This is a genomic window from Streptomyces sp. NPDC085900, assembly GCF_044540925.1.
GTDB classification, from domain to species: Bacteria; Actinomycetota; Actinomycetes; order Streptomycetales; family Streptomycetaceae; genus Streptomyces; species Streptomyces gilvifuscus.
The window spans coordinates 399306-424964 of sequence record NZ_JBITSP010000001.1; the positions used below are offsets into that span (position 1 = coordinate 399306).

General features: G+C 71.5%; 24 protein-coding genes. 7 read left to right on the forward strand and 17 right to left on the reverse strand.

Going from position 1 to position 25659, the window contains the following annotated elements:
- Positions 1 to 129: 129 nt before the first annotated feature.
- Entirely contained in the window at positions 130 to 672 is a 543-nt protein-coding gene (locus ACIGDI_RS01755) for a CGNR zinc finger domain-containing protein (protein WP_399889017.1), read from the reverse strand.
- A 117-nt stretch (positions 673 to 789) separates the two neighbouring features.
- Between ACIGDI_RS01755 and ACIGDI_RS01760 the strand changes: the two genes are divergently transcribed.
- The 4 genes from ACIGDI_RS01760 (at position 790) to ACIGDI_RS01775 (ending at position 4607) form a co-directional block, all read left to right on the forward strand.
- The gene (locus ACIGDI_RS01760; RefSeq protein ID WP_399889019.1) at positions 790 to 1236 is read left to right on the forward strand and encodes a VOC family protein; all 447 of its coding nucleotides are present in this window, start codon (positions 790 to 792) and stop codon (positions 1234 to 1236) included.
- A 15-nt stretch (positions 1237 to 1251) separates the two neighbouring features.
- Complete coding sequence (locus tag ACIGDI_RS01765) at positions 1252 to 2139, forward strand: pyridoxamine 5'-phosphate oxidase family protein (protein WP_399889022.1); 888 nt, start codon at positions 1252 to 1254, stop codon at positions 2137 to 2139.
- 9 nt (positions 2140 to 2148) lie between these two features.
- Positions 2149 to 2607: an NUDIX hydrolase gene (locus ACIGDI_RS01770; protein WP_399889025.1), complete on the forward strand. Its 459-nt coding sequence runs from the start codon at positions 2149 to 2151 to the stop codon at positions 2605 to 2607.
- A gap of 245 nt (positions 2608 to 2852) precedes the next feature.
- Positions 2853 to 4607 (forward strand): TIGR03767 family metallophosphoesterase, encoded by a 1755-nt coding sequence (locus tag ACIGDI_RS01775; protein ID WP_399889028.1) that lies wholly within the window; start codon positions 2853 to 2855, stop codon positions 4605 to 4607.
- Between the two features lie 94 nt (positions 4608 to 4701).
- On the opposite strand, the gene ACIGDI_RS01780 is transcribed toward ACIGDI_RS01775, so the two are convergent.
- Positions 4702 to 5748: a hypothetical protein gene (locus ACIGDI_RS01780; protein ID WP_399889031.1), complete on the reverse strand. Its 1047-nt coding sequence runs from the start codon at positions 5746 to 5748 to the stop codon at positions 4702 to 4704.
- A 207-nt stretch (positions 5749 to 5955) separates the two neighbouring features.
- Positions 5956 to 8535 (reverse strand): aminopeptidase N, encoded by a 2580-nt coding sequence (pepN, locus tag ACIGDI_RS01785; RefSeq protein ID WP_399889034.1) that lies wholly within the window; start codon positions 8533 to 8535, stop codon positions 5956 to 5958.
- Between the two features lie 145 nt (positions 8536 to 8680).
- Between pepN and ACIGDI_RS01790 the strand changes: the two genes are divergently transcribed.
- The gene (locus ACIGDI_RS01790) at positions 8681 to 9343 is read left to right on the forward strand and encodes a DsbA family protein (RefSeq protein WP_399889036.1); all 663 of its coding nucleotides are present in this window, start codon (positions 8681 to 8683) and stop codon (positions 9341 to 9343) included.
- An 11-nt stretch (positions 9344 to 9354) separates the two neighbouring features.
- Here ACIGDI_RS01790 and ACIGDI_RS01795 read toward each other — a convergent pair whose 3' ends face one another.
- From ACIGDI_RS01795 to ACIGDI_RS01835, 9 genes are all read right to left on the reverse strand, one after another.
- Positions 9355 to 9561: a hypothetical protein gene (locus ACIGDI_RS01795; RefSeq protein ID WP_399889039.1), complete on the reverse strand. Its 207-nt coding sequence runs from the start codon at positions 9559 to 9561 to the stop codon at positions 9355 to 9357.
- Positions 9562 to 9651: 90 nt separating this feature from the next.
- Positions 9652 to 11079, reverse strand: a complete 1428-nt coding sequence (locus ACIGDI_RS01800) for an FGGY family carbohydrate kinase (protein ID WP_399889042.1) — start codon at positions 11077 to 11079, stop codon at positions 9652 to 9654.
- 13 nt (positions 11080 to 11092) lie between these two features.
- Entirely contained in the window at positions 11093 to 12115 is a 1023-nt protein-coding gene (locus ACIGDI_RS01805; RefSeq protein WP_399889045.1) for a 2-hydroxyacid dehydrogenase, read from the reverse strand.
- Positions 12112 to 13191 (reverse strand): ABC transporter ATP-binding protein, encoded by a 1080-nt coding sequence (locus tag ACIGDI_RS01810; RefSeq protein ID WP_399889048.1) that lies wholly within the window; start codon positions 13189 to 13191, stop codon positions 12112 to 12114. The genes ACIGDI_RS01805 and ACIGDI_RS01810 overlap by 4 nt, the downstream gene beginning before the upstream one ends.
- Positions 13169 to 14035, reverse strand: a complete 867-nt coding sequence (locus ACIGDI_RS01815) for a DeoR/GlpR family DNA-binding transcription regulator (protein ID WP_399889050.1) — start codon at positions 14033 to 14035, stop codon at positions 13169 to 13171. The genes ACIGDI_RS01810 and ACIGDI_RS01815 overlap by 23 nt, the downstream gene beginning before the upstream one ends.
- Complete coding sequence (locus ACIGDI_RS01820) at positions 14032 to 15117, reverse strand: ABC transporter ATP-binding protein (RefSeq protein ID WP_399889053.1); 1086 nt, start codon at positions 15115 to 15117, stop codon at positions 14032 to 14034. The genes ACIGDI_RS01815 and ACIGDI_RS01820 overlap by 4 nt, the downstream gene beginning before the upstream one ends.
- Positions 15114 to 15944 (reverse strand): carbohydrate ABC transporter permease, encoded by an 831-nt coding sequence (locus tag ACIGDI_RS01825; RefSeq protein ID WP_399889056.1) that lies wholly within the window; start codon positions 15942 to 15944, stop codon positions 15114 to 15116. Before ACIGDI_RS01825 ends, ACIGDI_RS01820 begins: the two co-directional genes overlap by 4 nt.
- Positions 15941 to 16822, reverse strand: coding sequence for a carbohydrate ABC transporter permease (locus ACIGDI_RS01830; protein ID WP_399889059.1), 882 nt, complete (start codon positions 16820 to 16822; stop codon positions 15941 to 15943). Before ACIGDI_RS01830 ends, ACIGDI_RS01825 begins: the two co-directional genes overlap by 4 nt.
- A gap of 6 nt (positions 16823 to 16828) precedes the next feature.
- The gene (locus tag ACIGDI_RS01835) at positions 16829 to 18250 is read right to left on the reverse strand and encodes an ABC transporter substrate-binding protein (RefSeq protein WP_399889063.1); all 1422 of its coding nucleotides are present in this window, start codon (positions 18248 to 18250) and stop codon (positions 16829 to 16831) included.
- Positions 18251 to 18435: 185 nt separating this feature from the next.
- On the opposite strand from ACIGDI_RS01835, the gene ACIGDI_RS01840 reads away from it, so the two are divergent.
- Positions 18436 to 20010 (forward strand): FGGY-family carbohydrate kinase, encoded by a 1575-nt coding sequence (locus ACIGDI_RS01840; RefSeq protein ID WP_399889065.1) that lies wholly within the window; start codon positions 18436 to 18438, stop codon positions 20008 to 20010.
- Positions 20007 to 20627 carry a histidine phosphatase family protein gene (locus ACIGDI_RS01845; RefSeq protein ID WP_399889068.1) on the forward strand — a complete coding sequence of 207 codons (621 nt, stop codon included), beginning with the start codon at positions 20007 to 20009 and terminating at the stop codon, positions 20625 to 20627. The genes ACIGDI_RS01840 and ACIGDI_RS01845 overlap by 4 nt, the downstream gene beginning before the upstream one ends.
- Positions 20628 to 20652: 25 nt before the next feature.
- Here the strand turns inward: ACIGDI_RS01845 and ACIGDI_RS01850 are convergent, their stop codons facing one another.
- The 5 genes from ACIGDI_RS01850 to ACIGDI_RS01870 all read right to left on the reverse strand — a co-directional run bounded on the left by ACIGDI_RS01850 (position 20653) and on the right by ACIGDI_RS01870 (position 25591).
- A complete protein-coding gene (locus tag ACIGDI_RS01850) occupies positions 20653 to 21549 on the reverse strand; it encodes a TauD/TfdA dioxygenase family protein (protein WP_399889070.1) in 897 nt (298 codons plus the stop codon).
- Positions 21550 to 21564: 15 nt separating this feature from the next.
- On the reverse strand, positions 21565 to 22899 hold the full coding sequence (locus ACIGDI_RS01855) for an LLM class flavin-dependent oxidoreductase (protein WP_399889073.1): 1335 nt from the start codon (positions 22897 to 22899) through the stop codon (positions 21565 to 21567).
- 66 nt (positions 22900 to 22965) lie between these two features.
- Complete coding sequence (locus tag ACIGDI_RS01860; protein WP_399889076.1) at positions 22966 to 23700, reverse strand: ABC transporter ATP-binding protein; 735 nt, start codon at positions 23698 to 23700, stop codon at positions 22966 to 22968.
- Positions 23676 to 24527 carry an ABC transporter permease gene (locus ACIGDI_RS01865; protein ID WP_399889079.1) on the reverse strand — a complete coding sequence of 284 codons (852 nt, stop codon included), beginning with the start codon at positions 24525 to 24527 and terminating at the stop codon, positions 23676 to 23678. The genes ACIGDI_RS01860 and ACIGDI_RS01865 overlap by 25 nt, the downstream gene beginning before the upstream one ends.
- A complete protein-coding gene (locus ACIGDI_RS01870; RefSeq protein WP_399889082.1) occupies positions 24524 to 25591 on the reverse strand; it encodes an ABC transporter substrate-binding protein in 1068 nt (355 codons plus the stop codon). Before ACIGDI_RS01870 ends, ACIGDI_RS01865 begins: the two co-directional genes overlap by 4 nt.
- Positions 25592 to 25659: the final 68 nt, after the last annotated feature.

Consider the following 25659-nt stretch of genomic DNA (forward strand, 5'->3'; position numbering starts at 1 on the left):
ACGACCGCGAGCTTTACGCAAGGGACAGTTGTTTGGCAGATGTTGACCGAAACGATATGGATGTATGGGGAAAACCCCCGATGCCCTTTACCGGCAAACGTCGTCAACCCAGCCAAACCGCACGGACCTTCACGTCTCCTTCGAGCGTGCGTAATGCCGGGACGCCTTGGCCCGGTTGCCGCAGGCCGCCATCGAGCACCACCGTCGCGTGCCGTTGCGCGAGGTGTCGAAGAAGTGCAGGACGCACGCGTCGTGGGCGCAGCCGCGGATGCGGTCGGGGGCGGTGGCCAGCAGTTCCAGGTAGTTGCGGGCGGCGAGCCACGCGGGCCCCCAGGCCGGGTCGGCGAACTCGGGCAGCTCGCCCGGCCCTTCAGGGGTGAGCGTGGCCCGGATCCTGCCGTGCGCGAGCACCGCGTCCACGGCCTCCGCGCCCTCCGCCAGTGACCCGTCGACGGCCTTCTTCAGCGCGTCGCGGGCCCGCAGCAGGTGCCGCAAGGTCGTGGCGTCGGCGGTGAAGCGGTCGTCCAGGGCGTTGGTCGCGAGCCACACCGCGAGCCCGTCGGTTCCGGTGAGCAGGTCCTGAAGGACGCCCTCCCGGTTCCACCGCGTGTTGAGCAGGTCGAGCGCGAGGGGCTCGCCGGTGAGGGGGCGCGGATCGCGGGCGGCGGACATGGGGGCTCCTTCCTGGCTAACCACTCAAGGGTACGTGACCGGTTGCGCTCGCTATCACTAACCTTTAATCTCACTTACAAGGGTTAGATCCAAGAGGGACTGTCACAGGGGAGAGCCATGACGACTCTGCGCACCGGCCACATCGGCCTCAACGTCACCGACCTCGACCGCTCGCTCGCCTTCTACCGGGACGTCCTGGGCTTCGCACTCGTCGCCGAGGGCAAGGAGGACGGCAGGCGGTACGCCTTCCTCGGCGACGCCGAGAACCTGGTCCTCACGCTCTGGCAGCAGGCGGACCAGGCGTACGACGGCGCCCGCGCCGGCCTGCACCACCTCGCGTTCCAGGCGGACTCGGTCGAGCGGGTCAGGGAGTACGAGGCGGCGCTGAAGGCGTACGGCGCCGACTTCGCGTACGAGGGCGTGGTGGCCCACCGCGAGGGCGCCGCGTCGGGCGGCATCTTCTTCCACGATCCCGACGGCACCCGGCTGGAGATCTCGGTCCCGAGCGGGGCCGAAGGGGCGCCGGCGCCCGTCGAATCGGCTCCGACCTGCGGTTTCTTCTAGGCGGTGAGGGCGCTCATGGACGTGTATCACGAGGGCGCGCGGGCGCTGCAGGACCGGCTCGGCGTGCGGGACACCGCCGACCACGTGGGCCGGATGGTGGGCGAGGGCGTCAAGCCGGTGGCGGCGGCCTTCCTGGAGCTCCAGCCGCTGCTGGTGCTGGGCGCGGCGGACCCGGCCACGGGCCGCGTCTGGGCCTCCCCGCTGACGGGCGCCCCCGGGTTCGTCCGGGCGACGGACCCCCACCAAATGTCGGTGACCGGCGCGGTGCGGCCGTACGACCCGCTGGCCCGGGCGTCCGCGACCCCGGGCACGCCCGTGGGCACCATCGCCGTGGACCCGCGCACCCGCCGCCGTATGCGCCTCAACGGCCGGCTCCGGCCGACGGCGAGAGGGTTCGCGGTCACGGCGGAGAAGGTCTTCTCCAACTGCCCCAAGTACATCCAGAGGCGGCACTCGTACGAGGTGGTGGACGGCCGCACGCCGGGACGCCCCCGCGTCGGCACGGAACTGACCGACCGGCAGCGGGAGTTCGTCGCCGCGGCGGACACCTTCTTCCTGGCCACGGTCGGCCCGGGAGGCGTGGAGGTCAGCCACCGCGGCGGCAACCCGGGGTTCGTCCGGTCCGCCTCGCCTCGTGAACTGACCTGGCGGGACTACCCCGGCAACAACATGTTCCTGACCCTCGGCAACATCGAGGCCGACCCCCGGGCCGGACTCCTCTTCCTCGACTGGACGACCGGCACCACCCTCCAACTGACCGGCGAGGCACGGACGGTCTTCGGGCCCGACGGGGAACGCGGGGTGCGCTTCACGGCGGGTGAGGTCGTCGAGACGGAGGCCGCGCTGCCGCTGCGCTGGTCCGTGCCGGAATACTCACCTGCCAATCCGCCGCGATCGGACTAACTTCCCGGTGTGCGACAGAAATTGAGGGTGGCGGCCTACGCCGTGTGCGTCCGCGACGACCGACTCCTGCTGGCCCGCGGGACCGGCGACGACGGGCGTCCCGAGTGGACGCTGCCGGGCGGCGGCATGGAACACGGGGAGGACCCCTACGACACCGTCCTGCGGGAGGTCGAGGAGGAGACCGGCTACCTGATCGAGGTCACCGGCCTCCTCGGCGTCCACACCAACCGCTTCCGCATCCCCCGCCGCCTCGGCCGCACGGTCGACCGCCAGGGCCTACGCCTGGTCTACGAGGGCCGCGTCGCCGGCGGCGACCTGCGGCACGAGGTCGGCGGCTCCACCGACATGGCGGCCTGGCATCCGCTGGCCGACGTGACCGGGCTGAACCGGGTCCGGCTGGTGGACGTCGGACTGACGCTGTGGCGGGATCGGCCGGTCACGGGACACGTGACGCCGAGCACTCCGTGAAGCCCGCGGAACCCCTCCCCTACCCAGGAAGATGAACACGGAGCGACCGGTCCCGGGCCGTGCGACGAGCACCCGTGAACGCGCGGGGTGCCCGAAGATCCACGTACGGTGATCGGCGTTGCCCGTTGCGGTCTCGTTCACGCACAGGTCATCCCCAGTGCCAAGCATCCAGAGCGAGCGGGTCGTTCGCGCAAGCGAAAACCCGCGACCACTGCCGACGCGTCCGCACTCGGGGAGATCGCGCCATGTCGCGCACACGCTCTGTCGCCGCCAGCACTCCGGCGGTCAACCGCCGTACCGTCCTCGCCGCCACCGGCGCGGCAGCCGTCTCCGCGGGCGTCGGCTTCGCCCTGCGGCCGACCGACAGCCAGGCCGCCGCCGCCACGACCGACCAGGCGGTGGTGGCACAGTCCCGCCGGGCCGCGGCCGCGCCCCTCGCCCCGTACACCAAGGGCACCACCCTCGCGACCGTCGCCGCCCCGCGCACCAGCACGCCGTACCGCCGCCTCGGCGACGGCCCCGGCTGGAGCCGTGTGGTGCGCGGGGAGCTCGCCGCCGCCAAGTCCGGCCGGGCCGGCCGCCGTACCGCGCTCGCCGCCTTCGTGCAGCTCACCGACCTGCACCTGATCGACGCCCAGCACCCGATGCGGCTGGAGTACCTGCGCTCCACCGACCCGCACGCCTGGCGCCCGCACGAGGCGCTGACCGTGCAGGGCGCCGTCTCCCTCGTGGAGCGGATCAACGCGCTGCGCGGCGCCCCGGTCACCGGCTCGCCGCTGCACTTCGCCATGACCACCGGCGACAACACCGACAACAACTCCAAGACCGAGCTGGAGTGGTTCCTCAGCATCATGAGCGGCGGCCGGATCACCCCCAACTCCGGTGACCCGCGCCACTACGAGGGCGTCCAGAACAGCGGCCTCAAGCTGTACTGGCAGCCCGACTCGACGGTCCGCGACGGCGACAAGCAGCTCGGCTTCCCGCACCTCGCCGGCTTCCTCGCCGCCGCCACCCGCGAGGTGCAGAGCCCCGGCCTGAACCTGCCGTGGTACTCCACCGTCGGCAACCACGACGCCATGCCGCTGGGCTGCTACGGCCACGGCGACTCCTGGCTCGCCGAGTACGCCGTCGGCGGCAAGAAGCTCATGTCGCTGTCCGCGTCCGAGGCCAAGAAGCTCCAGGACCACATCAAGAACGGCAACGACCCCCAGGGCCACGCCTTCCGGGACCTGCTGAAGGCGCACGCCCGCGACATGCGCTCGGTCACCGCGGACGACCGGCGCGCCCCCTACACCCCGGCCGACTACCTCAAGGCCCACCTCGACCCCGCCCACCGCGGTCTGGGCCCGGTAGGCCACGGCTACTCCTCCGCCAACCTCGCGGCCGGCACCCAGTACTACACCTTCCGCATCGCCGACGACGTCATCGGCATCAGCATCGACACCACCGACCCCGGCGGCCACTACGAAGGGTCCATCGGGACGGCCCAGTTGAACTGGCTGGACAAGCAACTGCGGGACAACAAGGACTCGTACGCCGTCGTCTTCAGCCACCACACCAGCAAGACGATGACCAACACCGGCCACGCCGACCCCGCCCGGCCGAACGAGCGCCGCCACAACGGCCAGGAGGTCCTCGCCCTCCTCGGCCGCCACGCCAACGTGCTGGCCTGGGTCAACGGCCACATCCACCGCAACGACATCACCCCGCACGCGGTCTCGGGCGGACGCTCCTTCTGGGAGATCTCCACCGCCTCGCACGTCGACTACCCGCAGCTCGCCCGCGTGATCGAGATCGCCGACAACAAGGACGGCACGATCTCCCTGTTCACCACCCTGGTGGAGTCCGCGGCCCCGCACCGCACCGACTTCTCCGACCTCACCCAGACCGGTCTGGCGGCTCTCTACCGGGAGCTGTCCTACAACGCCCCCGGCGCCAACAAGACGCTGGGCGGCGCAGCCGACGACCGCAACACGGAACTCGTCCTCAAGAAGGGCTGACACGAGGATCGCTGACGCCGGCACCCGAGGAGGGGCCGCACGGCTACCGCAGGCGGCCCCTCCTCTCCCCTCCTGATACCGCCCCGCTCCGTCACTAGCGGGGCAGCACCACGACATAGGCGGCCGGGTCCCGGTCGCCGGACGCCATCAGGGCCGTGCGGACCACCGTCGCCTGCTGCTCCATCGCGTCCCGCAGCTTCTTCGGGGTGATGTGGACGACCGTGATCCCGAGCCGCTCCAGGGTCTCCCGCTTGCGGGCGTACTCCGACCACATCGCGTCCTCGTCCTGGCGCGGGGCGCGGGTGTCCAGCTCCACGGCCACCGCCTGCTCCGGCCAGTAGGCGTCCAGGCCCCCGAGGTGCGGGCCGCCGGGCAGGCGCAGATCGACGTTCCAGACCGGGTCGGGCAGGCCGTGCTCCCGGACCATGCGGTACAGGCGGTCCTCGGCGATCGCGCGCCCCTCCGCGAGCAGCGAGTCCACCGCGTCCACCACATGCGGCCGGCTCAGCAGCTTGGCGTTGTTCAACTCCCGTACCACCGCGGCCGGTTCGCAGTGGCCGCCGCGCACCGCCTCGGTCAGCAGCCGGCGCACCGCGCCCGCGTCCGCCAGCTCGGACACCGCGTCGGTCAGCGCGCGCGGGACCGGCGCGACGGGAACTCCCGTCACCGCCTGGGGAGTCGGCAGGGCCGGTGTGCGCACGATCCGCGCGCAGCCCGTCGAGCGCAGCCGGCGCAGCCGGGGCACCAGGACGTCGATCTTCTCGATCGACGGCAGCGGGGGCGTGGACGTGAAGCCGTGCAGGGTCAGGGCCGCCGCCCCCGTGATCATCGCCTCCGCGTACACCGAGCGGCGCGGGTCGTCCGCGCCCGGCTGGGCGGGCACACCGGGGGCCGACTCCCGGGCCGCGTAGGTCAGCACCGCGTGCAGCCGCTCCTCGCTGGTCGGCGGTCCCGGGTGGAGCAGGAAGACACCCGGGAGGAACTGCTGCCAGGGGCCGCCGGCGCGGCACTGCTCGTTCATCTCCGCCGACGTCACGCCCTGCGCGCGCAGCTGCGCCGTGGTCAGCACGCGGCGGTGCACCTCGGACAGCTGGTGGAGGGTGCGGGGGGAAGCCGGGGGGAGTGGCGTGTTGTGGTTCATGGCGAGGAGGTTCCCGCGCCTGGCGCCCCCTTTAACCGCTGTTACACGCCCGTCGACAAATACGGACAAGGCCGCACTAAAGGACGGGTGTTCGGGTGCCGAGTAGGGACGGAAAACCCCTGGTCCGTTCGGGTGGGGACCAGGGGTTACGGCTGTGATTGCCTGAATTCCGTAACGGTCACCGAGCGGGCAAGCTCAGGCCAACGGTCAACTCGCGTCCGCCGCCGCGTCGCACGCCTGTCCGCGCAGCGCCCGCGCCAGGTCGTCCCGCGCCTCCAGCACCAGCCTGCGCAGGGCGGGCGCGGCCTCTTCGTGGGCGGCGAGCCAGGCGTCCGCCGCGTCCAGCGTGGCCTGCGAGTCCTGCAGTGCCGGGAACAGACCCCGCACCACGTCCATGCCGATCTGGATCGACCGCTCCTCCCACACCCGCTCGATCGCCTCGAAGTACTTCGACGCGTACGGCGCGGTCAGCTCCCGCTGCGAGGGCTGGTCGAAGCCCGTGATCGTCGCCTCCACCAGCGCGTTGGACAGCGCGTCCGACTCCACCACCTGCGCCCACGCCTGCGCCTTCACCGCCTCCGAGGGCCGCGCCGCCAGGCAGCGCACCTGGTGCCGCTTGCCGGACGCGGTGTCGTCGCGGGCCAGCTCGGCGGCGAGCACCGCCTCGTCCGCGACGCCGTGCGCCGCCAGCGGCTCCAGGAACGCCCAGCGCAGCTCCTGGTCGACCTCCAGCCCGTCGATCTTCTCGGTGCCCTCCAGCAGCCCCCGCAGCAGCCGCAGATCGTCCGGCGCCGACGCCACCGTCGCCAGGAACCGCGCCCACGCCAGCTGCTGCTCGCTGCCCGGCCCGGCCGCCCGCAGCTCCCGCAGCGCGCCCTCGGCCAGCAGCAGTCCGTCCGTCTCCCGCCGGCCGGGGGCCGTGTAGTGGACCAGCGCCGAGTTGGCCCACGCGTGCAGCATCTGCAGCACGCCGATGTCGGACTCGCGCCCCGAGAAGCGCAGCACGATCCCGATGAACTCGCGGGCCGGCAGCAGCGCGTCCCGGGTCATGTTCCACAGCGCCGACCAGCACAGGGCACGGGCCAGCGGGTCGGTCATCGCGCCCAGGTGCTCGCGCAGCGTCGCCAGCGAGGTCTCGTCGAAGCGGATCTTGCAGTACGTCAGGTCGTCGTCGTTGACCAGCACCAGCTCCGGCGCCTCGGCGCCCGTCAGCTCGGACACGACCGTACGCGCGCCGTCGACGTCCACCTCGGCGCGCGCGTACCGCTCCAGCGCGCCCTCGGACGTACGCCGGTACAGGCCCACCGCCACCCGGTGCGGCCGCAGCTCCGGGTGCGACTCCGCCGCCTCCTGGACGACGGCCAGCTCGTCGACCCTGCCCTCCGCGTCCAGCAGCACCTGCGGCGTCAGCGAGTTGACCCCGGCGGTCTGCAGCCACGAGCGCGCCCACGTCGCCATGTCCCGGCCGCTGGTCTCGCCCAGCACCGACAGCAGGTCGCCCAGGCGCGTGTTGCCGTAGGCGTGCCGCTTGAAGTAGCGCCGCGCGCCCTCCAGGAACGCGTCCTGGCCGACGTACGCCACCAGCTGCTTCAGTACGGAGGCGCCCTTGGCGTAGGTGATGCCGTCGAAGTTGAGCTTCGCGTCCTGCAGGTCGCGGATGTCGGCGGTGATCGGGTGCGTGGAGGGCAGCTGGTCCGCGCGGTAGGCCCACGCCTTGCGGCGGTTGGCGAAGGTGATCCAGGCGTCCTTGAACCGGGTCGCGCCGACGTTCGCGAAGGTGCCCATGAAGTCCGCGAAGGACTCCTTCAGCCACAGGTCGTCCCACCACACCATGGTGACCAGGTCGCCGAACCACATGTGCGCCATCTCGTGCAGGATGACGTTGGCCCGGCCCTCGTAGGAGGCCCGGGTCACCTTGCCGCGGAAGATGTACTCCTCGCGGAAGGTCACCAGCCCCGGGTTCTCCATCGCGCCGAGGTTGTACTCGGGCACGAACGCCTGGTCGTACTTCCCGAAGGGGTACGGGTAGTCGAAGTGCTCGTGGAAGAAGTCCAGGCCCTGCTTGGTGACGAGGAAGACGTCGTCGGCGTCGAAGTAGGGGGCGAGACCCTTGCGGCACATCGCGCCGAGCGGGATGTCCAGGCGCGTGCCGTCGGGGAGGGTGCGCGAGTAGGAGTCCGTGACGTAGTGGTACGGCCCCGCCACCACGCAGGTGATGTACGTCGAGATCGGCTTCGTCTCCGCGAACCGCCAGACGCCGTCGGTGAGTTCACCGGCGCCGTTGCTCCACACCGTCCAGCCCTCGGGCGCCCGCACCTCGAAGCGGAACGGCGCCTTGAGGTCCGGCTGCTCGAAGTTGGCGAAGACGCGGCGCGAGTCGGCCGGCTCGTACTGGGTGTAGAGGTAGACCTCGCCGTCCTCGGGGTCGACGAAGCGGTGCATGCCCTCGCCGGTGCGGGAGTAGGCGCACTGCGCGTCGACGATCAGCTCGTTCTCGGCGGCCAGGTCCTCCAGGAGGACGCGGGAGCCGTCGAAGACCTGCCCCGGGTCGAGGTCCTTGCCGTTGAGTGAGACGGACGTCACACCCGGCGCGATCAGGTCGGCGAAGGTGGCGGCGCCGGGCTCGTTGCAGCGGAACCGGATCGTGGTGACCGAGCGGAAGGTGCGCGGCTCCGCGTCCGCCTCGCCCACCGCCGACCGCAGGTCCAGGGACACCTCGTACCCGTCGACGGACAGCAGGGCGGCCCGCTCCCGGGCCTCGTCACGGGTCAGATTCTCACCGGGCACGGGCGGTACTCCCTCGACAGGTGTTCGGTATGTGGACACGACTTTCAGCTGATCCTGCCATGCGGCCTCGACGGCGGGCACCCGGGAATGGGGACGGCACGTCCCGTCGTTGCTCGTTGAAACGAACACTTTTCCTAGGAGAGTCATGGCCGAGACCGCGAGCACCTCCGCGAAGACCCCTGTCGACTTCTGGTTCGACCCGCTGTGCCCCTGGGCCTGGATGACCTCCCGGTGGGTGCTGGAGGTGGAGAAGGTCCGCGACATCGAGGTCCGCTGGCACATCATGAGCCTCGCCGTGCTCAACGAGGACAAGCTCGACCAGCTGCCCGAGGAGTACCGGGAGATGCTGGCCACCAAGGCGTGGAAGCCGGTGCGCGTGGTGACCGCCGCGTGGCAGAAGCACGGCGCGGACGTCCTCGGCCCGCTCTACACCGCGCTCGGCACCCGCATCCACAACAACGGCGAGGGCCCGACCGTCGAGGCGATCGCCGGCGCCCTCGCCGACGTCGGCCTGCCCGCCGACCTCATCGACTACGCCGACCAGGAGGACTTCGAGTTCGACGCCGAACTGCGCGCCTCCCACAAGGAGGGCATCGAGAAGGTCGGCCAGGAGGTCGGCACCCCCGTCATCGCGGTCCCCGGCGCCGACGGCGAGCAGATCGCCTTCTTCGGCCCGGTCGTCACCCCGGCCCCCAAGGGCGAGGAGGCCGCGAGGCTCTGGGACGGCACCCTCGCGGTCGCCTCGGTCCCCGGCTTCTACGAGATCAAGCGCACCCGCACCAAGGGCCCGGACTTCAGCAACCTGTAGGGCACCGGGTCCTAGCTCTTGTCGGGGTCGGGGAACTTGGCGCCGTCGGTCCAGTCCCCCCGCCGCTGGTAGCGGCGGCAGCCCTCGCGGGTGCAGACCAGGTAGGAGCTCAGACGGATGTGGTTCGGAATCCGCCCGCGGACGTACTCCCGCTCCGTGGCGGTGAGCGGGCGGAAGTCCTCGTAGGTCCCGCAGTCGTGGCATCGCCAGGACTCCATGCGTCCCCCTCCGGTTCCCGATGAGGCTCGGTGACCGCCTCCGGCCCTGTGAGCGTAGGTTCTCGCAGGGCCGGTAGGGTACGCCCGGAATCAGTCCCTTCGCGCCCTTTCCCGCGCCTGCGCCAGCCTCTCCAGGTGGTCCTCGAACTCCTTCGCGTAGTACGTCGCCCGGGCCGGGTCCGGTTTCACGATCGACGTCGGCTCGGTCCAGGCCGCCGTGTCCAGCCGCACCCCGTACCGCGCGGCCGCCGCCAGCACCGCGCCCCGGGCGCCCACCTCGCCCTCGACCACCCGCAGCGGACGGCCCAGGACGTCCGCCAGCAGCCGCATCCACGCCGGACTGCGGGTGCCGCCCCCGCAGACGGCCAGCGTGCCCGTCAGGCCGGCCGCCCGCAGGCAGTGCCGGGCCGCGAAGCCGATGCCCTCGCAGGTCGCGCGGATCAGGTCGGCCTTCGTCGACTCCAGTGACACCCCCGTCAGCTCGGCGCGCAGCCGGGGTTCCACGAACGGCGCCCGCTCGCCGGAGGGGGCGAAGTACGGCAGGACCCGCACCCCGTGCGCGCCCGGCGGAGTCCCGGCCAGCAGCGCGTCGACCTCCTCGTGGCGGACGCCGGTCGTGGTCAGCACCCAGTCCAGGGCCGCCGTACCGACCATCGCCGGCATCGCGCGCAGCCAGTGGCCAGGGCGGTCGGTGCTGATGAACAGGCCGGCCGGCTCACCGGTCAGGTCGAGCTCGGTCGTCGCGACCAGGCCGGCCAGACAGGTGCCGACGATCAGCAGACCGTCGCCGGGGGACGTCACCCCGGCGCCGAGCGCGCAGGACGGGAGGTCGTACGGGCCGTTCGCCAGCCGGGTGCCGGCCGGGAGCCCCTCGCGGGCCTCGGCGGTGGCGATCGGGTCGCTGACGGGGGCCAGCAGACCCCGGCGGTGGGTGAGACCGAGGAGCTCGACGACCCGGTTGTCGTAGGCGCGGGTGCGCGGGTCGAGGAACGGCATCGAGGCGTCCGACACGTCCGTCGTGGGCCGGGAGCGGCCGGTCAGCCGCTGGAACACCATGTCCTTGCAGTAGACGGCCGCCCGCGCCGAGTCCAGCGCCTTCGGCTCGTGGCTGTCCAGCCAGGCCAGCAGCGGCCCCGGACAGCCCGGGAACATCGCGCTGCCGGTACGCCGGAACACCGTCTCGAACCTGCCGTCCGCCAGCCACCGGTCGACCAGCTCATGGGCGCGGCCGTCCATCCAGGAGGCGGCGGCACGGACCGGGCGGCCGTCGCCGTCGACCAGCCAGACGCCGTCGCCCTGACCGGTCAGGCCGGCCAGGGCCACAGGTCCGGGAAGACGCGAGCCGAGTTCCCCGAGTACGGCGAGGACCGCGGAGTACACCTCCTCCATGTCCTGTTCGACGACGCCCCCGTGCAGCGCGAGTCCCACCGGGCGTGCCGCGACGTCCAGTTGACGCCCCTCGTCGTCGAACGCGGCGGCCTTCACCATGGACGTGCCCACATCGATACCGACGTACATCTCGCCTCCCGGGTCAGGTCAGACAGTGCGCCAGCGGCTCCCCGCGCACCCAGCGCCGCACTTCCTCCGCGGCGATCCGCGCCGCCTTCTCCGCGACGGCGCGCGAGGCTCCGCCCAGGTGCGGGGTCAGCACGACGCGCTCGGCCAGCGCGTGCAGCCGCGAGTCCGCCGGCAGCGGCTCCGTCGCGTACGTGTCCAGGGCCGCTGCCGACAGCCGTCCGCTCTCCAGCGCGTCGCACAGCGCGTCCTCGTCCAGCAGCGGCCCGCGCGCCACGTTCACCACCACCGCGCCCTCGGGCAGCAGCGCCAGCTCACGGGCGCCGATCAGGCCCCGGGTCTCGGGGGTGAGCCGGGCGTGCAGGGTGATCACCCGGGAGCGGCGCAGGAGCTCGTCCAGGGACTGCACGCGCAGGCCGTGGATCTCGCCCCGCACATAGGGGTCGTGCACCATCACCTGCGCGCCGAACGCGCACAGCGCCCGGGCGACCCGGCTGCCGACGGCGCCGTAGCCGACGAGACCCACGGGCAGGTCCTCCAGCTCCACGCCGCTGTGCTCGTAGGTGTAGTACGTCGCCCCCTGCCAACTGCCCTGTCCGGCGAGCAGGTTGTGGGCCTGGGGGATGCGGCGCAGGGCCGACAGCAGGAGGCCGACGGTGAACTCCGCGGTCGCGGCGGCGTTGCGGCCGGGGGAGAAGCAGACGCGGACGTCGTGCCGCTCGGCCGCGTCCAGGTTGACGTTCACCGGCCCGCCCCGGCAGACGACGACGAGACGCAGGTCGGGGCAGGCGTCCAGGACGCGTTCGGTCACCGGGCCCATCTGGGTGACCAGCACCTGGGTGTGCGCCAGTGCCTCGATCAGCTCGTCCTCGGCGTCGCTCGCCTCGGTCACCTCGGCCACCGGGCCGAAGGGCTCCAGCGGCCAGCCGAGCGTCAGTTCGGCCACCTCGCAGGGCAGTTCGTCGCCGATCGCCGTCCTGATCAGCGACGGCAGGATGAAGTGGTCGCCGGCCGCCAGGACACGTACGTGTTCGCTCATCGCAGGGAGTCTCCCGTCTCGGCGTCGAAGACATGGGTGAGGCGCGCGTCGGCGGTGACCCGGACGGACTCGTCGTGGGCCAGCCGCACCTCGGGGCCGGTGAGGACGACCAGGGGGCGTTCGACGCCGGGCAGGGCGAGGGTGGCGATCCCCGCCTCCAGCAGGGGCTCGTGGGCGACGACCCGGGCGGGCAGCCCCTCGGCGCCGACGAGGCTCAGGTCCTCGGGGCGGATCCCGACGACGACCTCGCGGCCGGGCGGGACGGGCACGGGCAGCGCCACGCGTACGGAGTCGGAGAGGCGGACGTGGGCGTCCTCCTCCGCGATGCCGGGCAGCAGGTTGATCGCGGGTTCGCCGACGAAGTCCGCCACGAAGACGTTCGCGGGGCTGTCGTAGATCTCGTACGGGGTGCCGAGCTGCTGGATCACGCCGTCCCTCATCACCGCGATGCGGTCGGCGAGGGAGAGCGCCTCCTCCTGGTCGTGGGTGACGAGGATGGTGGTGTGGCCCAGGTCGCGCTGGATGCGCTTGAGTTCGCGGCGCGTGGTGTCGCGCTGGGCCGCGTCGAGGTGGGAGAGGGGCTCGTCGAGGAGGAGGACGTCCGGTTCGCGGATCAGGGCGCGGGCGAGACAGACGCGCTGCTTCTGGCCGCTGGACAGGGTTGCCGGGTGGGCGTCGAGGAGGGGCGTGAGATCGACCCGGGCGGCCATGTCCGCGACCCTGCGGGCCACTTCACCGCGGTCGGCGCCCCGGCGGGCCCGCAGGCCGAACGCCAGGTTCTCCGCCACGGTGAGGGGCGGGTAGAGGGCGTAGTTCTCGAAGGCGACGCCGATGTTGCGGGCCTGCGCGGGGATCGCGGTCACGGACCTCCCGGCCACCAGGATGTCCCCGTCGGTCACCGTCTCCAGGCCGGCGATCATGCGCAGGGTCGTCGACTTGCCGCAGCCCGAGGGGCCCAGGAGGCCGAGGAGCTCCCCTGAGCCCAGGGTCAGGTCGAGGCCGCGCACGGCGGTGACCGGCGGCCGGCCCCGGGAGCGGTAGGTCTTGCGCAGGTCACGTAGTTCCAGTGCGGTCATCGCCGCCCCCTCCTCGGTGGCCCGCGCGCCCCTGCGGCTCACTCGCCGGGACCGTCGCGCAGACTTCGTAGGTGACCTTGTGCTCGTCCAGGTCCCGCAGCGCCTCGGGCGAGGCCCCGTCGTCCACCAGGAGCAGGTCGAAGCGGGAGAGCGGAACGACCCGGTGCAGGGCCGTCCGGGCCAGCTTGGTGTGGTCGATCAGCAGGACGTCGCGGGCCGCCGAGTCGAGCATCGCCCGCTTCACCGACACGATGTGCTGCTCCTGGTGGTAGGCGAAACCCCCGTGCACGGCCGACGTGGAGGCGAAGCAGACGTCCACGCGCAGCGACTGGACCGCCTCCACGCAGGAGACGCCGAGGAAGGAGGAGTGCAGGGGGTCGTAGTCGCCGCCCAGGGCCATCAGATGGATGCCCCGCTGGTCGGACAGCAGGTTGATCGCCTGGAGGAAGTTGGTGACGACCGTGAGCGGGGTGATCTCGCCGTTGCGCAGGCGGCGGGCTATCTCCAGAGTCGTCGTGGAGTCGTCCAGCATGATCGCCATACCGGGCTCTATGAGGGCGAGCGCGCGGTCGGCGACGGCCGCCTTCTCGGCGCGCATGGTCTTGAGGCGGTACTCGACGTTGGACTCGAACACCCCGGACGGCTGGGCCGTCACACCGCCCCTGAACTTCCGGACGATTCCCTGCCGTTCGAGTTCGTCGAGGTCGCGGTGGATGGTCATCAGGCTCACCCCGAACCGCTCGGCGAGCTCGGCCGCCGTCGCCGAGCCCTCGGCCAGGACCTGTTCGGCCATGGCGGCCTGGCGGGCCGCGGGCCCCTGCTGTGCACCGGTGCTGCTGCTCATCGTTTCCCGATCCGTCGTCCTGGGCCCTCGGGCCCGTCGGCCTCGAACAGCAGCAGGTTCTCAGGCCGTACCGTCAGCCGTACCGGATCGTCGGGCCGCAGGCCGGCCGTGTCGCCGCGCGGGGCGACCAGCGAGACGTGCTGCCCGCCCAGCCGGACCGTGACCTCGACCGACCGGCCGAGCACCTCGGTGACGTACACGCTGCCGGTCAGCTCGTGGCCCGGCGCGGTGAGGGAGAGGTCGCGCGGGCGCACGCCGACCAGGACCTCCGTGCCCGCCGGGGCCGCCGCGCGGACGGGCAGCTCCACCTTTCCGTCCGGCGACCGGAAGCCGCCGTCCTCGGTGACCGTCCCCGGCAGGAGGTTGATCCGCGGCCGGCCGAAGGCCCGGGCGACCTCGGTGTCGCGGGGCTCGTACCAGATCTCCTCACGGGTCCCCGTCTGGACGATCCGTCCGTCGCGGATCACTCCCGTCCGGTCGCCGAGGGCGAGGGCCTCGACCGAGTCGTGGGTGACGTAGAGGGTGGTGGTGCGCTGGACGGCCCCGATCGCCTTCAGCTCGGCGCGCATCTGCTGGCGGAGCTTGGCGTCCAGGTGGGAGAGGGGCTCGTCGAGCAGGAAGGCGCGGGCGGGGCGGACCAGAACCCGGCCGAGGGCGACCCGCTGCCGCTGGCCGTTGGAGAGCAGCCCGACGGGACGGTCCAACAGGGCGCCGATGCCGAGGAGTTCGGCGACGGCGTGGACGCGGTCGCGGGCCTCGGCGGCGGGGAGGCGGTGACGGGGGGAGCGCAGGGGGGAGGCGAGGTTGTCGTAGGCCGACTTGTGCGGGTAGAGGGCGTAGCTCTCGAAGCACATCGCCACGCCCCGGTCGTACGGTTCGACGCCCGCCATGTCCTCGCCGTCGAGCAGGACCGTGCCGGAGTCGGGGCGTTCGAGGCCGGCGATCGTCTTGAGGGTGGTGGTCTTCCCGGCGCCGGAAGGGCCCAGGAGGCAGAAGAACTCCCCTTCCCGGACGTCGAGTTCGAGTCCGTCGAGGGCGGTCACCGGGCCGTAGGCCTTGCTGATCCCGCGCAGCCCGATCACGACTTCACCGCCCCGAAGGACAGGCCCCGCACCAGATAGCGCTGGATGGTCAGGGCGAGCAGGAGCGGCGGTACGACCGAGACCAGGGCCGCCGCGGCCGTCAGGTTGTACTTGGGGCGGTCGCCGCCCAGGAAGGACAGCGCGCCGACGGTCACCGTCTGGGCCTCGTTGGAGGTGAGGATCAGCGGGAAGACGAAGTTGTTCCAGGCGAAGATGAAGGCCAGCAGGGACACGGCCGCGACGCCCGGCTTGACCAGCGGCAGCGCCACCTTGAAGAAGGCCTGCTTGCGTGTGTAGCCGTCCAGCAGGGCCGCCTGCTCCAGCTCCGGTGTGAGGTCGGCGAAGTAGGACCGCATGATCCACACGATGAGGGGGAGCGTGACCAGTTGCAGGACCCAGATCATGCCGACGTACGTGTCGAACAGGCCGAGCTTCTGGTACAGCACGAACAGCGGGATGATCACCGTCAGTTCGGGTGCGAAGCGGAACGACAGCAGGGTGAACATCAGGTTGTCGGAACCCTTGAAACGCCAGCGCGCCGAGGCGTAGGCGGCGGGCAGCCCGACCAGCAGGGAGAGCGCGACGGCGCCCACCGACACCACCAGGCTGTTGACGAAGAACCGCACGAACGGGATGCCCTCGCTGTCGCCGAGCACCGTCCGGTAGGAGCCGAGGGTGGGGGTGAAGGAGAAGTACGTGCTGAACAGCTGGTTCGCGGGCTTGAGGGACAGGATCACCATCCAGGCGATCGGGAAGAGCGCGAAGACGAAGTAGAGGATGAGGGCCGCGTCGGCGAGCAGACCCAACAGGCGTTTTCTGGTCGTCATTTGGCCTCGGCCGCCTTTCGCTGGATCCGGCCCAGGTGTTTCACCAGCACCATCGCGGCGAGGTACACCACGGCCCACAGCACGATCGTGTAGCTGATGCCGAAGCTGTAGCGCTGGAAGCGGATGGCCTCCAGGTACGCGCGGATCTGCAGGACCACCGTGGAGTCACCGGGGCCGCCCTCGGTCAGGGCGTAGATGATGTCGAAGACCTTCAGCGAGTCCATGAACCGGAAGATCACCGCGACCAGTACGTACGGCCACAGCATGGGCAGCGTCAGCCGCCTGAAGGTGTACCACCAGCCGGCGCCGTCGACCGCCGCCGCCTCGAAGGGACTCGTCGGCAGGGAGCGCAGTCCGGCGAGCGCGAGGATCGCCACGAAGGGCGTGTAGACCCAGACGTCCACCGCGATGGACGACAGCAGGGCGCCCGTGGGGGTGTCGGTCCACTGGACCCCGCCCAGGCCGAAGGGTCTCAGCAGGTGGTTGACGACGCCGACCGACGGCTGGAGCATCAGCTTCCACATGATCGCCGCGATCACCGGTGCGATCATCAGCGGCAGGATGAGGATCCTCTCCAGCACCCGGCCGACGAGCGAGGAGCGGTGCAGCAGCAGGGCGACGGCCACCCCGAGCACGGTCTCGGCGGCGGCGGCCCCGACCGCGTACAGCACCGTCACCCATGCGGAGTTCCAGAAGGCGTCCTGGGTGAAGACGGTCTCGTAGTTGTGCAGCCGCACCATGTCGGGCTGCGGTTTGCTCGCCGAGAAGTCGAAGAGGGTGTAGTAGAGGCCGAGTCCGAACGGGTAGAGGATCCCGCAGGTCAACAGCAGCGCCGGGACGATCAGGAAGTACGGGCGCAGGGTGAGCCGCCGGCCCATGGCGCCTCAACTCACCTTTGAGGCGAGGTCACTTGCCAGCCCGTTCAGCACCGACTTCGCGTTCTTGCCGCCGTAGATCTCCTGCAGGGCCGCCGCCCAGCTGGTGGTGGCGTCGAAGAACTGGGCCTGCGGGGTGAACTGGATCCTCGTCCGGTCGACGACCGTCTCGAAGGTCTCGATGAAGCCGGGCAGGTGCCGCATCTTGTCCTTGTAGGCGGCGTCCTGGCTGACCGACTTGCGGACCGGGTCGATGTGGTTGCCGGTGACGGCCGCCCGGCGCAGGTGCTCCTTGCCGGTCGCCCACTGCAGGAACAGCCAACTGGCGCTCTTCTTCTTGGACTTGGCGTTCATGCCGAGCGACCAGATCCACATGTTCGTGGCCAGGGAGCCGTCCGGGCCCTTGGGGCCGGGGTGGAAGGCGATCTTCCCGGAGGCGGGGCTGGCCCCCTTCACGGCCTGGAAGTAGGCGGCCGTGTCCGCGTCGAAGAGCATGCCTGCCTTCTTCGCGCCGAGGTCGCTGGAGCACTGGTACCAGCTGTACGACGTCCAGGACGGCGGCCCGCCCTGCTTGACCATGCCCGCCCAGTCCCGGGTGAACGCGACGGCCTCCGGCGTGTTCATCGCGGGCCTCAGCTTCCCGCCGTCCACGGTGAAGTCGTGCAGGCCGTTGCGGGCGTACATGGTCATGAAGCCCGGGTGGATGGTGGCCCAGCTGCGGGAGCCGCGCACGGCGATCCCGTACATGCCGTCGTATCCGGCGCCGGGCGCCTTGCGCTTGATGACGCCCGCGATCTCGCGCAGTTCGTCGAAGGACTCGGCCGGTTTCAGGCCCAGTTTCGTGAACACTTCGGTGTTGTAGGCGACGACGTTCGTCTCCCAGCCCCACGGCAGCGCGTACTGCCCGCCCCGGCCGAGCGGGGCGCCGTCCTTCAGCGACCACTGGTCGGCCTGGAGGAGGTTGGGGAAGAAGTCCGACTGGTCCCACTCGGCGCCGGTGGCCGAGGAGTTGCGCATCCAGGGGCCGAGGTCCTCCAGCCAGCCCGGCGGGCCGTACTGCCAGACCATGTAGGCGCCGAGCATGAAGACGTCGTAGGAGGCGCGTCCGCTGGACAGGTCCACGGTGAGCTTGTCGAAGTAGTTGTCCTCGGGGAAGACGTCGTACTCGACCTTGATGCCCGTCTTGGCAGTGAAGGACTTCAGGTCGGCGATCAGGGCGTCCGTGTACGGGTGCTTGTTGAGCAGGGCCTTGACCGTCCTGCCCTTCTCCCGCTTCCAGTCGAAGGAGCCGGTGACGTCGTCGGCGGCCGAACCGCCGCCCTTGTCGTCACCACCGCCGAATCCGGCGCCGCAGGCCGCCAGCAACGGGGTCGCGGCGGCCCCGGCGGTCAGGGCGAGGAAGCGTCTGCGGTCGTGCGCGTGCGTGTCCATCCGTGACCTCCGAGTGGGGTCGGGCCCGGTGCGCTGGGTGGGGGTAACACGTCGAGTCGACTCGCTAACAGAGGGTGTAACGCCGGAAGTTGCGCGTCAATCCCTCGCGCAAGCGAAAATCCCGGGTCAATATCGTGGGTAGGTGTGAAGTTCACAGACTGGATCGCGATGCCCGGGAGGTCCGGATGGCGGACGAGCAGGAGGCGTGGCTGGGGATCGACCTGGGCACGCAGAGTGTCCGCGTGCTGGCCGTCACCGGGGACGGGACGGTCGTGGGGCGGGGTTCGGCCCCGCTCGGCGGGCGCCGCGACGGGGACCGGCACGAGCAGGACCCGGGGGAGTGGTGGGAGGGGGTGTGCGCGGCCGCGCGGCAGGCGGTGGGGGAGTCGCGCGGGGTGCGGATCGGCGGGCTCGCGGTGTGCGGGACGTCCGGGACGGTGCTGCTGACGGACGTGGCGGGGCGGCCGCTGAGCCCCGGGCTCATGTACGACGACCGGCGGGCCTCGGCGCAGGCGGCACGGGCGCGGGCGGCGGGTCTGGCGGTGCAGGACACCTGGGCGCTGCCGAAGGCGATGTGGCTGGTGGAGGAGTACGGCGGCCTCCCGGAGGCACCCCGCGGGGCCCACCCCCACCTCCGCGTCGCCCGGCCGCCCCGCTTCCGGCTCGCCCACCAGCCCGACGTGATCGTCGCCCGGCTCACCGGCGAGCACCCGCCCGCCGACTCCTCCCACGCCCTCAAGACGGGCTACGACCTCGAGAACGACGCCTGGCCGCACCCCGCGTTCACCGAACTCGGTCTCCCGGACGGCCTGTTGCCCGACGTCGTACACCCCGGAACGCGGCTCGCCGAGGTCTGCCCGGCCGCCGCCGAGGCCACCGGCATCCCCGCCGGCACCCCCGTGGTCGCCGGGATGACCGACGGCTGCGCGGCCCAGATCGCGTCCGGCGCCCTGCGCCCCGGCGCCTGGAACTCGGTGCTCGGCACCACCCTGGTCCTCAAGGGGGCCTCCACCGCGCCGGTCCACGACCCCACCGGAGTGGTCTACAACCACCGTGCCCCGGACGGCACCTGGCTGCCCGGTGGGGCCTCAAGCGTCGGCGCGGGGGTGCTGACGGCGGCCTTCGCGGGCGCCGACCCGGCGGTCATGGACGAGCGGGCGGCCGCCCACGAACCGTCCGGCGCGGTGGCCTACCCGCTGGTGTCGCCCGGTGAACGCTTCCCCTTCCAAGCCCCGCAGGCCGTCGCCCTCGTCCTCGGCGAACCGGAGGACGACGCCGACCTGTGGGCCGCCCTGCTGCAGGGCGTCGCCCTCACCGAGCGGCTCTGCCTGGACTACCTGCACCACCTGGGCGCCCCGCTGGACGGCCCGCTCACCTTCACAGGCGGGGCCGCCCGCAGCCGGTACTGGAACCAGCTGCGCGCCGACATCCTGGGCCGCCCGGCCCGCGTACCGGCCCAGACCGAACCGGCACTGGGCATGGCGGCGCTGGCCGCTTACGGCGTGAGCGCGGCCCACGGCGAGAGCGGCTCTCTCGGCGGGGGCGCCTCCATGGGCGGGCGCGCCTCCCTCGGTGTCGCCGACATCGCCGAGCGCATGGTCCGCGTCCGCACCGTCGTGGAACCCCGCCCGGACCGGACCGCCCTGTTCGCCGAGCCGTACGCCCGGCTGGTCGACGAACTGACGGCGCGCGGCTGGCTCCCGCCCCCGGTCGCGGCGCACGCGCACGCCCGCCTCACCCGGAATACTGCGGACTCATGACCGCCACCCTGCTCCTGGCCCGCCACGGCCAGACCGTCTGGCACGCCGAGAACCGTTACGCGGGGATCAGCGAAGTGCCGCTCACCGAGACCGGGCACGCGCAGGCGGAAGCCCTCGGCCGATGGGCCGCCGCCCACCCCGTCGACGCCGTGTGGACCTCCCCCGTCTCCCGGGCGGTCGTCACCGCCGAGCCAGCCTGCCGGGCCCTCGCGCTCACCCCGAGCCGCGAACCCGACCTGCGCGAATGCGACTTCGGGGTGGTGGAGGGCCGTACCCTCGCACAGTTCGCGGAGGAGGACCCGGACGCGGCGGCGGCATTCCGCGCCGACCCGGTGGCCCACCCCTTCCCCGGCGCGGAGGACCCGGTCGCCGCCGCCGGCCGGGGCGCCGCCGCCCTGCGCCGCATCGCCGCCGCCCACGACGGCGAACGCGTCCTCGTCGTCGCCCACAACACCCTGCTGCGGCTGGTGCTGTGCCGCCTGCTGTCCATCCCGCTCGGCGAGTACCGGCGCGTCTTCCCGCAGCTGCGGAACGCCGCCGTCACCGAACTCCGCATGGATCCCGACCAGGTCGGTCTGATCTCGCTGAACCTGCCCTGTGACCGGGAAACGGCGTAGGAGGACGCAGGGCCGCCCGGTGCGACTACGCGGCCACGGACGTGTAGTGCGAGGCGTCGCCCTCGATCGCGTAGCTCTCCTTGCCCTCGACACCGACCGGGATGTCACCGGCGGCGGTCACCCGGTGCAGCCGGCGCGGCAGGCCGTCGTAGTTGTCGACGGCGTAGTGCTGGGTGATGCGGTTGTCGAACAGGACGAGCTGGTTCTCCGACCAGCGGTGGCGCAGGATGTTCTCCGGCCGGGTGACGTAGGCCTGCAGCAGGTCGAGGATCTTGCGGGACTCGCCCGGGGAGAGCCCGACGATCCGCTGCGCGAACCCGCCGATGAACAGGCCGCGTTCACCGGTCAGCGGGTGGACGCGGACCACCGGATGGACCGTGCGGTACTTGATGGACGTGAACTGGGCGCGCTGCGCGGCCTGCCGCTCGTCGATCTCCTCCTCCGGTACGGCGTAGTCGTAGTCGTTGGTGTGCTCGGCCCACAGCGTGTCCGCCAAGGCGCGCAGGGAGTCGGGCAGTTGGCGGTAGGCGGCGGCCGAGCTGGCGATCAGGGTCTCGCCGCCGTACGGCGGGATCGTGAGCGAGCGCAGGGTGCTGGCCTGCGGCGGGTTGAGCACGAAGGTGACGTCGGTGTGCCAGTGGTTGGCGGCCCGGCCCCGCTCGCTGTCGACCGGGAGGACGTTCGGGACGCCGTCGACGGAGGAGACCGTCGGGTGGGCGGTGGTGACGTCGCCGAAGTGGCGGACGAAGGCCTGCTGGCCCTCGTCGTCGAGGTTCACGTCGTCGAAGACGAGCGCCTTGTGGGCGTTGAGGGCCTCGCGGATCGCGGTGACCGCCTCCGCGTCGAGGGGCTGGGAGATGTCGACGCCGGACACCCGGGCGCCGATGTTCGCGGTGACCTTCTGGATCTCGATCTCGGGCATGTCGTGCGGGTCCTTTCAGACGAGGGCGGGTTCGAGGTACTGGTTGGCGGGGCGGGGGAGGCCGTAGCGCTCCCGCAGGGTCCGGCGGCGGCCGTACTCCGTTCGGAGCAGGCCGCGGGCGCGCAGGATCGGGACGACGTGGTCGACGAAGGCGTCGAGGCCGGAGGGCAGGACGGCCGGCATGATGTTGAAGCCGTCGGCGGCGCCCCGGGTGAACCAGCTCTCGATCTGGTCGGCGACCTGCTCGGGCGTACCGGCGAAGGTGAGGTGCCCGCGCCCGCCGCCGAGCCGCCCGATCAGCTGCCGGACGGTGAGCCGGTCGCGGCGGGCCAGCTCGACGACGAGCGTGTAGCGGCTCTTGGCGCCCTCGATGGCGTCCTCGGGCGGCAGGTCGGCGGGGAGCGGGCCGTCCAACTCGAGTGTTCTGGACGGAAGTTGCAGGAGGCGTTCCAGGTTGGCCACGCCGTGCCGGTGCACGATGTGGTCCTCCAGCAGCTGTTCGTTCGCCCGTGCCTCGGCCTCGGTCGACCCGATGACCGGCACGATTCCGGGCAGCACCTTGATGTGCTCGGGGTCTCTGCCGACCGCCTTCGTACGGGACTTGAGGTCGGCGTAGAAGGCCTGCGCGTCCTCGATGGTCTGCTGGGCGGTGAACACGGCCTCGGCGTACCGGGCCGCGAACGCCTTGCCGTCCTCGCTGGACCCCGCCTGCACGAGCAGCGGATAACCCTGGGGCGAGCGGGGGACGTTGAGCGCGCCCTCGACACTGAAGTACGTCCCCTTGTGACGGGGCGGATGGATCTTGCTGTCGTCTCCCCAGACACCGGCCGCCTTGTCGGCGACGATCGCGTCGTCCTCCCAGCTGTCCCAGAGCTTCAGCGCCACGTCGAGGAACTCGGCGGCACGGGCGTACCGCTCGGCGTGCGCGGGCTCGTGCTCCAGGCCGAAGTTCCGGGCCGCCTCGGCACCCGCGGTGGTGACGATGTTCCAGCCCGCCCGGCCACCGCTGATGATGTCCAGCGAGGCGAACTTGCGGGCCAGGTTGTAGGGGGAGTTGTAGGAGGTCGAGGCGGTGGCGACGAGCCCGATGTGCTCGGTCGCCGTCGCCAGCGCGGTGAGCAGCGTGAGCGGTTCCAGGGCGCCGGCCGGGCGCTGGGCGAGGTTGCTCCACAGCTGGGGGCCGTCGGCGAGGAAGAGCGAGTCGAACGTGCCGCGCTCGGCGGTCCGGGCAAGGCGTACGTAGTGGTCCAGCTCGACGTGGGCGAGAGGGTCGCTCTCGGGCAGCCGCCACGAGGCCTCGTGGTGACCGGTGTTCATGAGGAAGGCGTTGAGGTGGAGCCGGCGGGTCATCGGTGTTCCTCCGGGAGGCCGAGGTCGGTGGTCATGCGTGGTCCTCGGTGACTTCGAGGTCACTGGTCATGCGTGGTCCTCTGTGACTCCGAGGGCCGTGAGAAGCCGCTCCCGGTATTCGCCGAGCAACGGGTCCCGGTACGAGCGCGGATGAGGCCGGTCGATGGTCAGGTCGAGGCCGATACGGCCCTTGTCCAGGACCAGGACCCGGTCGGCGAGGACGATCGCCTCGTCGACGTCGTGGGTGACGAGCAGGACGGAGGGCCGGTGCCGCTTCCACAGCTCCCGCAGCAGCGCGTGCATCCTGATGCGGGTCAGCGCGTCCAGGGCGCCGAACGGCTCGTCGGCCAGCAGCAGTTCCGGCTCGCGGACCAGCGACCGGGCGAGCGCCGCACGCTGGGCCTCGCCGCCGGACAGCTCGTTGGGCCAGGCCCGCTCGCGCCCTTCGAGCCCCACCTCGGCGAGCGCCTCGCGTCCCTTCGCCTCGGCGTCCCTGCCGTCGAGTCCGAGGAGCACGTTGTCCAGCACCCGCCGCCACGGCAGCAGCCGTGAGTCCTGGAAGACCACGGACACCCGTTCCGGCGCGCTGAGCCGGCCGCTTCCGGCCACGTCGTGGTCCAGTCCCGCGATGGCCCGCAGCAGAGTGCTCTTGCCGGAGCCGCTGTGCCCGAGCAGTGCCGTGAACTGTCCGGTCGGCAGGTCGAGGTCGATGCCGTCGAGGACGGTCCGCCCTTCGAACGACCGGGTCAGGCCGCGGAGTTCGACCGCGGGCCGGGTCAGCTGCTCAGTGTGCGGCGCCATGACAGCACCCTCCGTTCGATGAGACGGACCGCGCTGTCGGACACCAGGCCGAAGACCCCGTAGACGAGCAGCCCGACGAGGATCACGTCGGACTGGCCGTAGTTCTGGGCCTGGAACATCATGTAGCCGAGTCCGCTGGTGGCGTTGATCTGCTCCAGCACGACCAGGCCCAGCCAGGAGCCGGTCACCCCGAGCCGGAGTCCCACGAAGAATCCGGGCAGGGCGCCGGGAATGACGATCTGCCGGATGAACTGCACCCTCGACAGGCCCTGCACCTCGGCCAGTTCGACGAACCGGCTGTCGATGCCGGACAGGGCGGCGTGCGTGTTCAGGTAGATCGGGATGTAGACGACGATCGCGATGATGGCGATCTTGAAGGCCTCGCCGATGCCCAGCCAGAGGATGAACAGCGGGATCAGGCCCAGCGTCGGGATCGCCCGGTTGAGCTGCACGGTCCCGTCGATCAGCGCCTCGCCGATCCGGCTGAGCCCGGACGCCAGCGCGAGCACGACGCCGGCGGTGAGGCCGATCGCGAAGCCGTACGCGGCCCGCTCCACGGAGGTGGCGATGTCGGTGCGCAGCGTCCCGGCGCTCCACAGATGTCCGGCGGTGCGCAGGACCGTCCAGGGTGCGGGGATCGCGCCGGGGTCGAGCCGCCCGGCCGCGGACGCGGCGGCCCACACCGCGATCAGGACGGCGGGACCGACCAGGCGGGTGGCCGGCAGTCGCCTGCCGGGGGAGAGGCCGCGGCGGCGGCGCCGGGCGGGACGGCTCTCCTGCTGGGCCGTCGCGGGCGCGGCGGCGGTGGTCGTGGTCACGGCGCTCACCTCCGGTACTCCGCCGGTACGGCCTTCGCGGCGATGGACTCGAACCGGTGGTCGAAGAGTGAGGAGACGTCGAACTTCTTCACGAAGCCGCCCTCCGCCAGCAGATCGGCGGTCTCCTGCTCCCACTTGATCGCCTCGGCCCAGCTCGGCGGGAAGAGCGGCTTGTTGGCGAGGTCGGAGATGCCCTTGGCCTGCGCGAGCGTCAGGTTCTGGGTCTTGACGTAGAACTCCTCGTTCCAGGTGTCGGGATGCTCGTACTGCCAGACCTGGCCCTTGGCCCAGTACGGGATGTAGGCGGCGACGGCGGCGGCCTTCGCGGAGTCGGCGAGGACCGAGGTCGGCGCCCACAGCAGGTTGAGCAGATCGACGACGTCCGTCGTGATCGCACGGGCGCCCTTGGACTTGTACTGCTGCAGATAGGCGGGCGCCTGGCTGTTGGCGAGCGGCGCGATGTCGACCTGCCCGGACTGCAGTGCGGTCAGGAACTGGTTGCTGGTCAGCGGGACCAGCTTCACCTCGTCGTACTTGAGTCCCGCCTGCTTCAACGCCCGCAGCAGGACGACTCCTTGCGCCTGCCCCTGCGAGAACGCGAGCTTCCTGCCCTTGAAGTCGGCGACCGTGTGGATGTCGCTGCCGGGCTTGGTGGCGAAAAGGTAGTTGGGCTTGCGGGTGATGTCGATCGCGACGATCTTCGCGTCGAAGCCCTGGTAGTGGGCCTGGATCGGCGGAATGCCCGCGTTGTTGGCGAGGTCCAGGGACTTGGCGCGGAAGGCGTTGATGACGTCGGGGCCCGCGCCGATGTTCACCCAGCTCGACACCTTGAACGGCAGCTCGCCCAACCCGGCCAGCCGGAACTGCAGTTGCTGGGCGTTCAGATACGAGGCGACCTTCAGGCGGGTGCCGGCCGGGACCTTGTCGGCGAGCGGGGCGGAGGTGGCGCCCCGGGTGTCCGCGGCGGCGTTGCCGTTCGCGCAGCCGCTCAGACCGGCGATCCCGGCCGCGGCGCCGAGCACAGAGGTGAGGAAGAGCCGTCGGTCGACACCTGACACAGGCGAGGAAGGCATGGCAGAACTCCGTGAGTCGAGAAGGAAAGAACGCATGCGGAATTCAGGTCGGCAGACGCCGGGGAAAG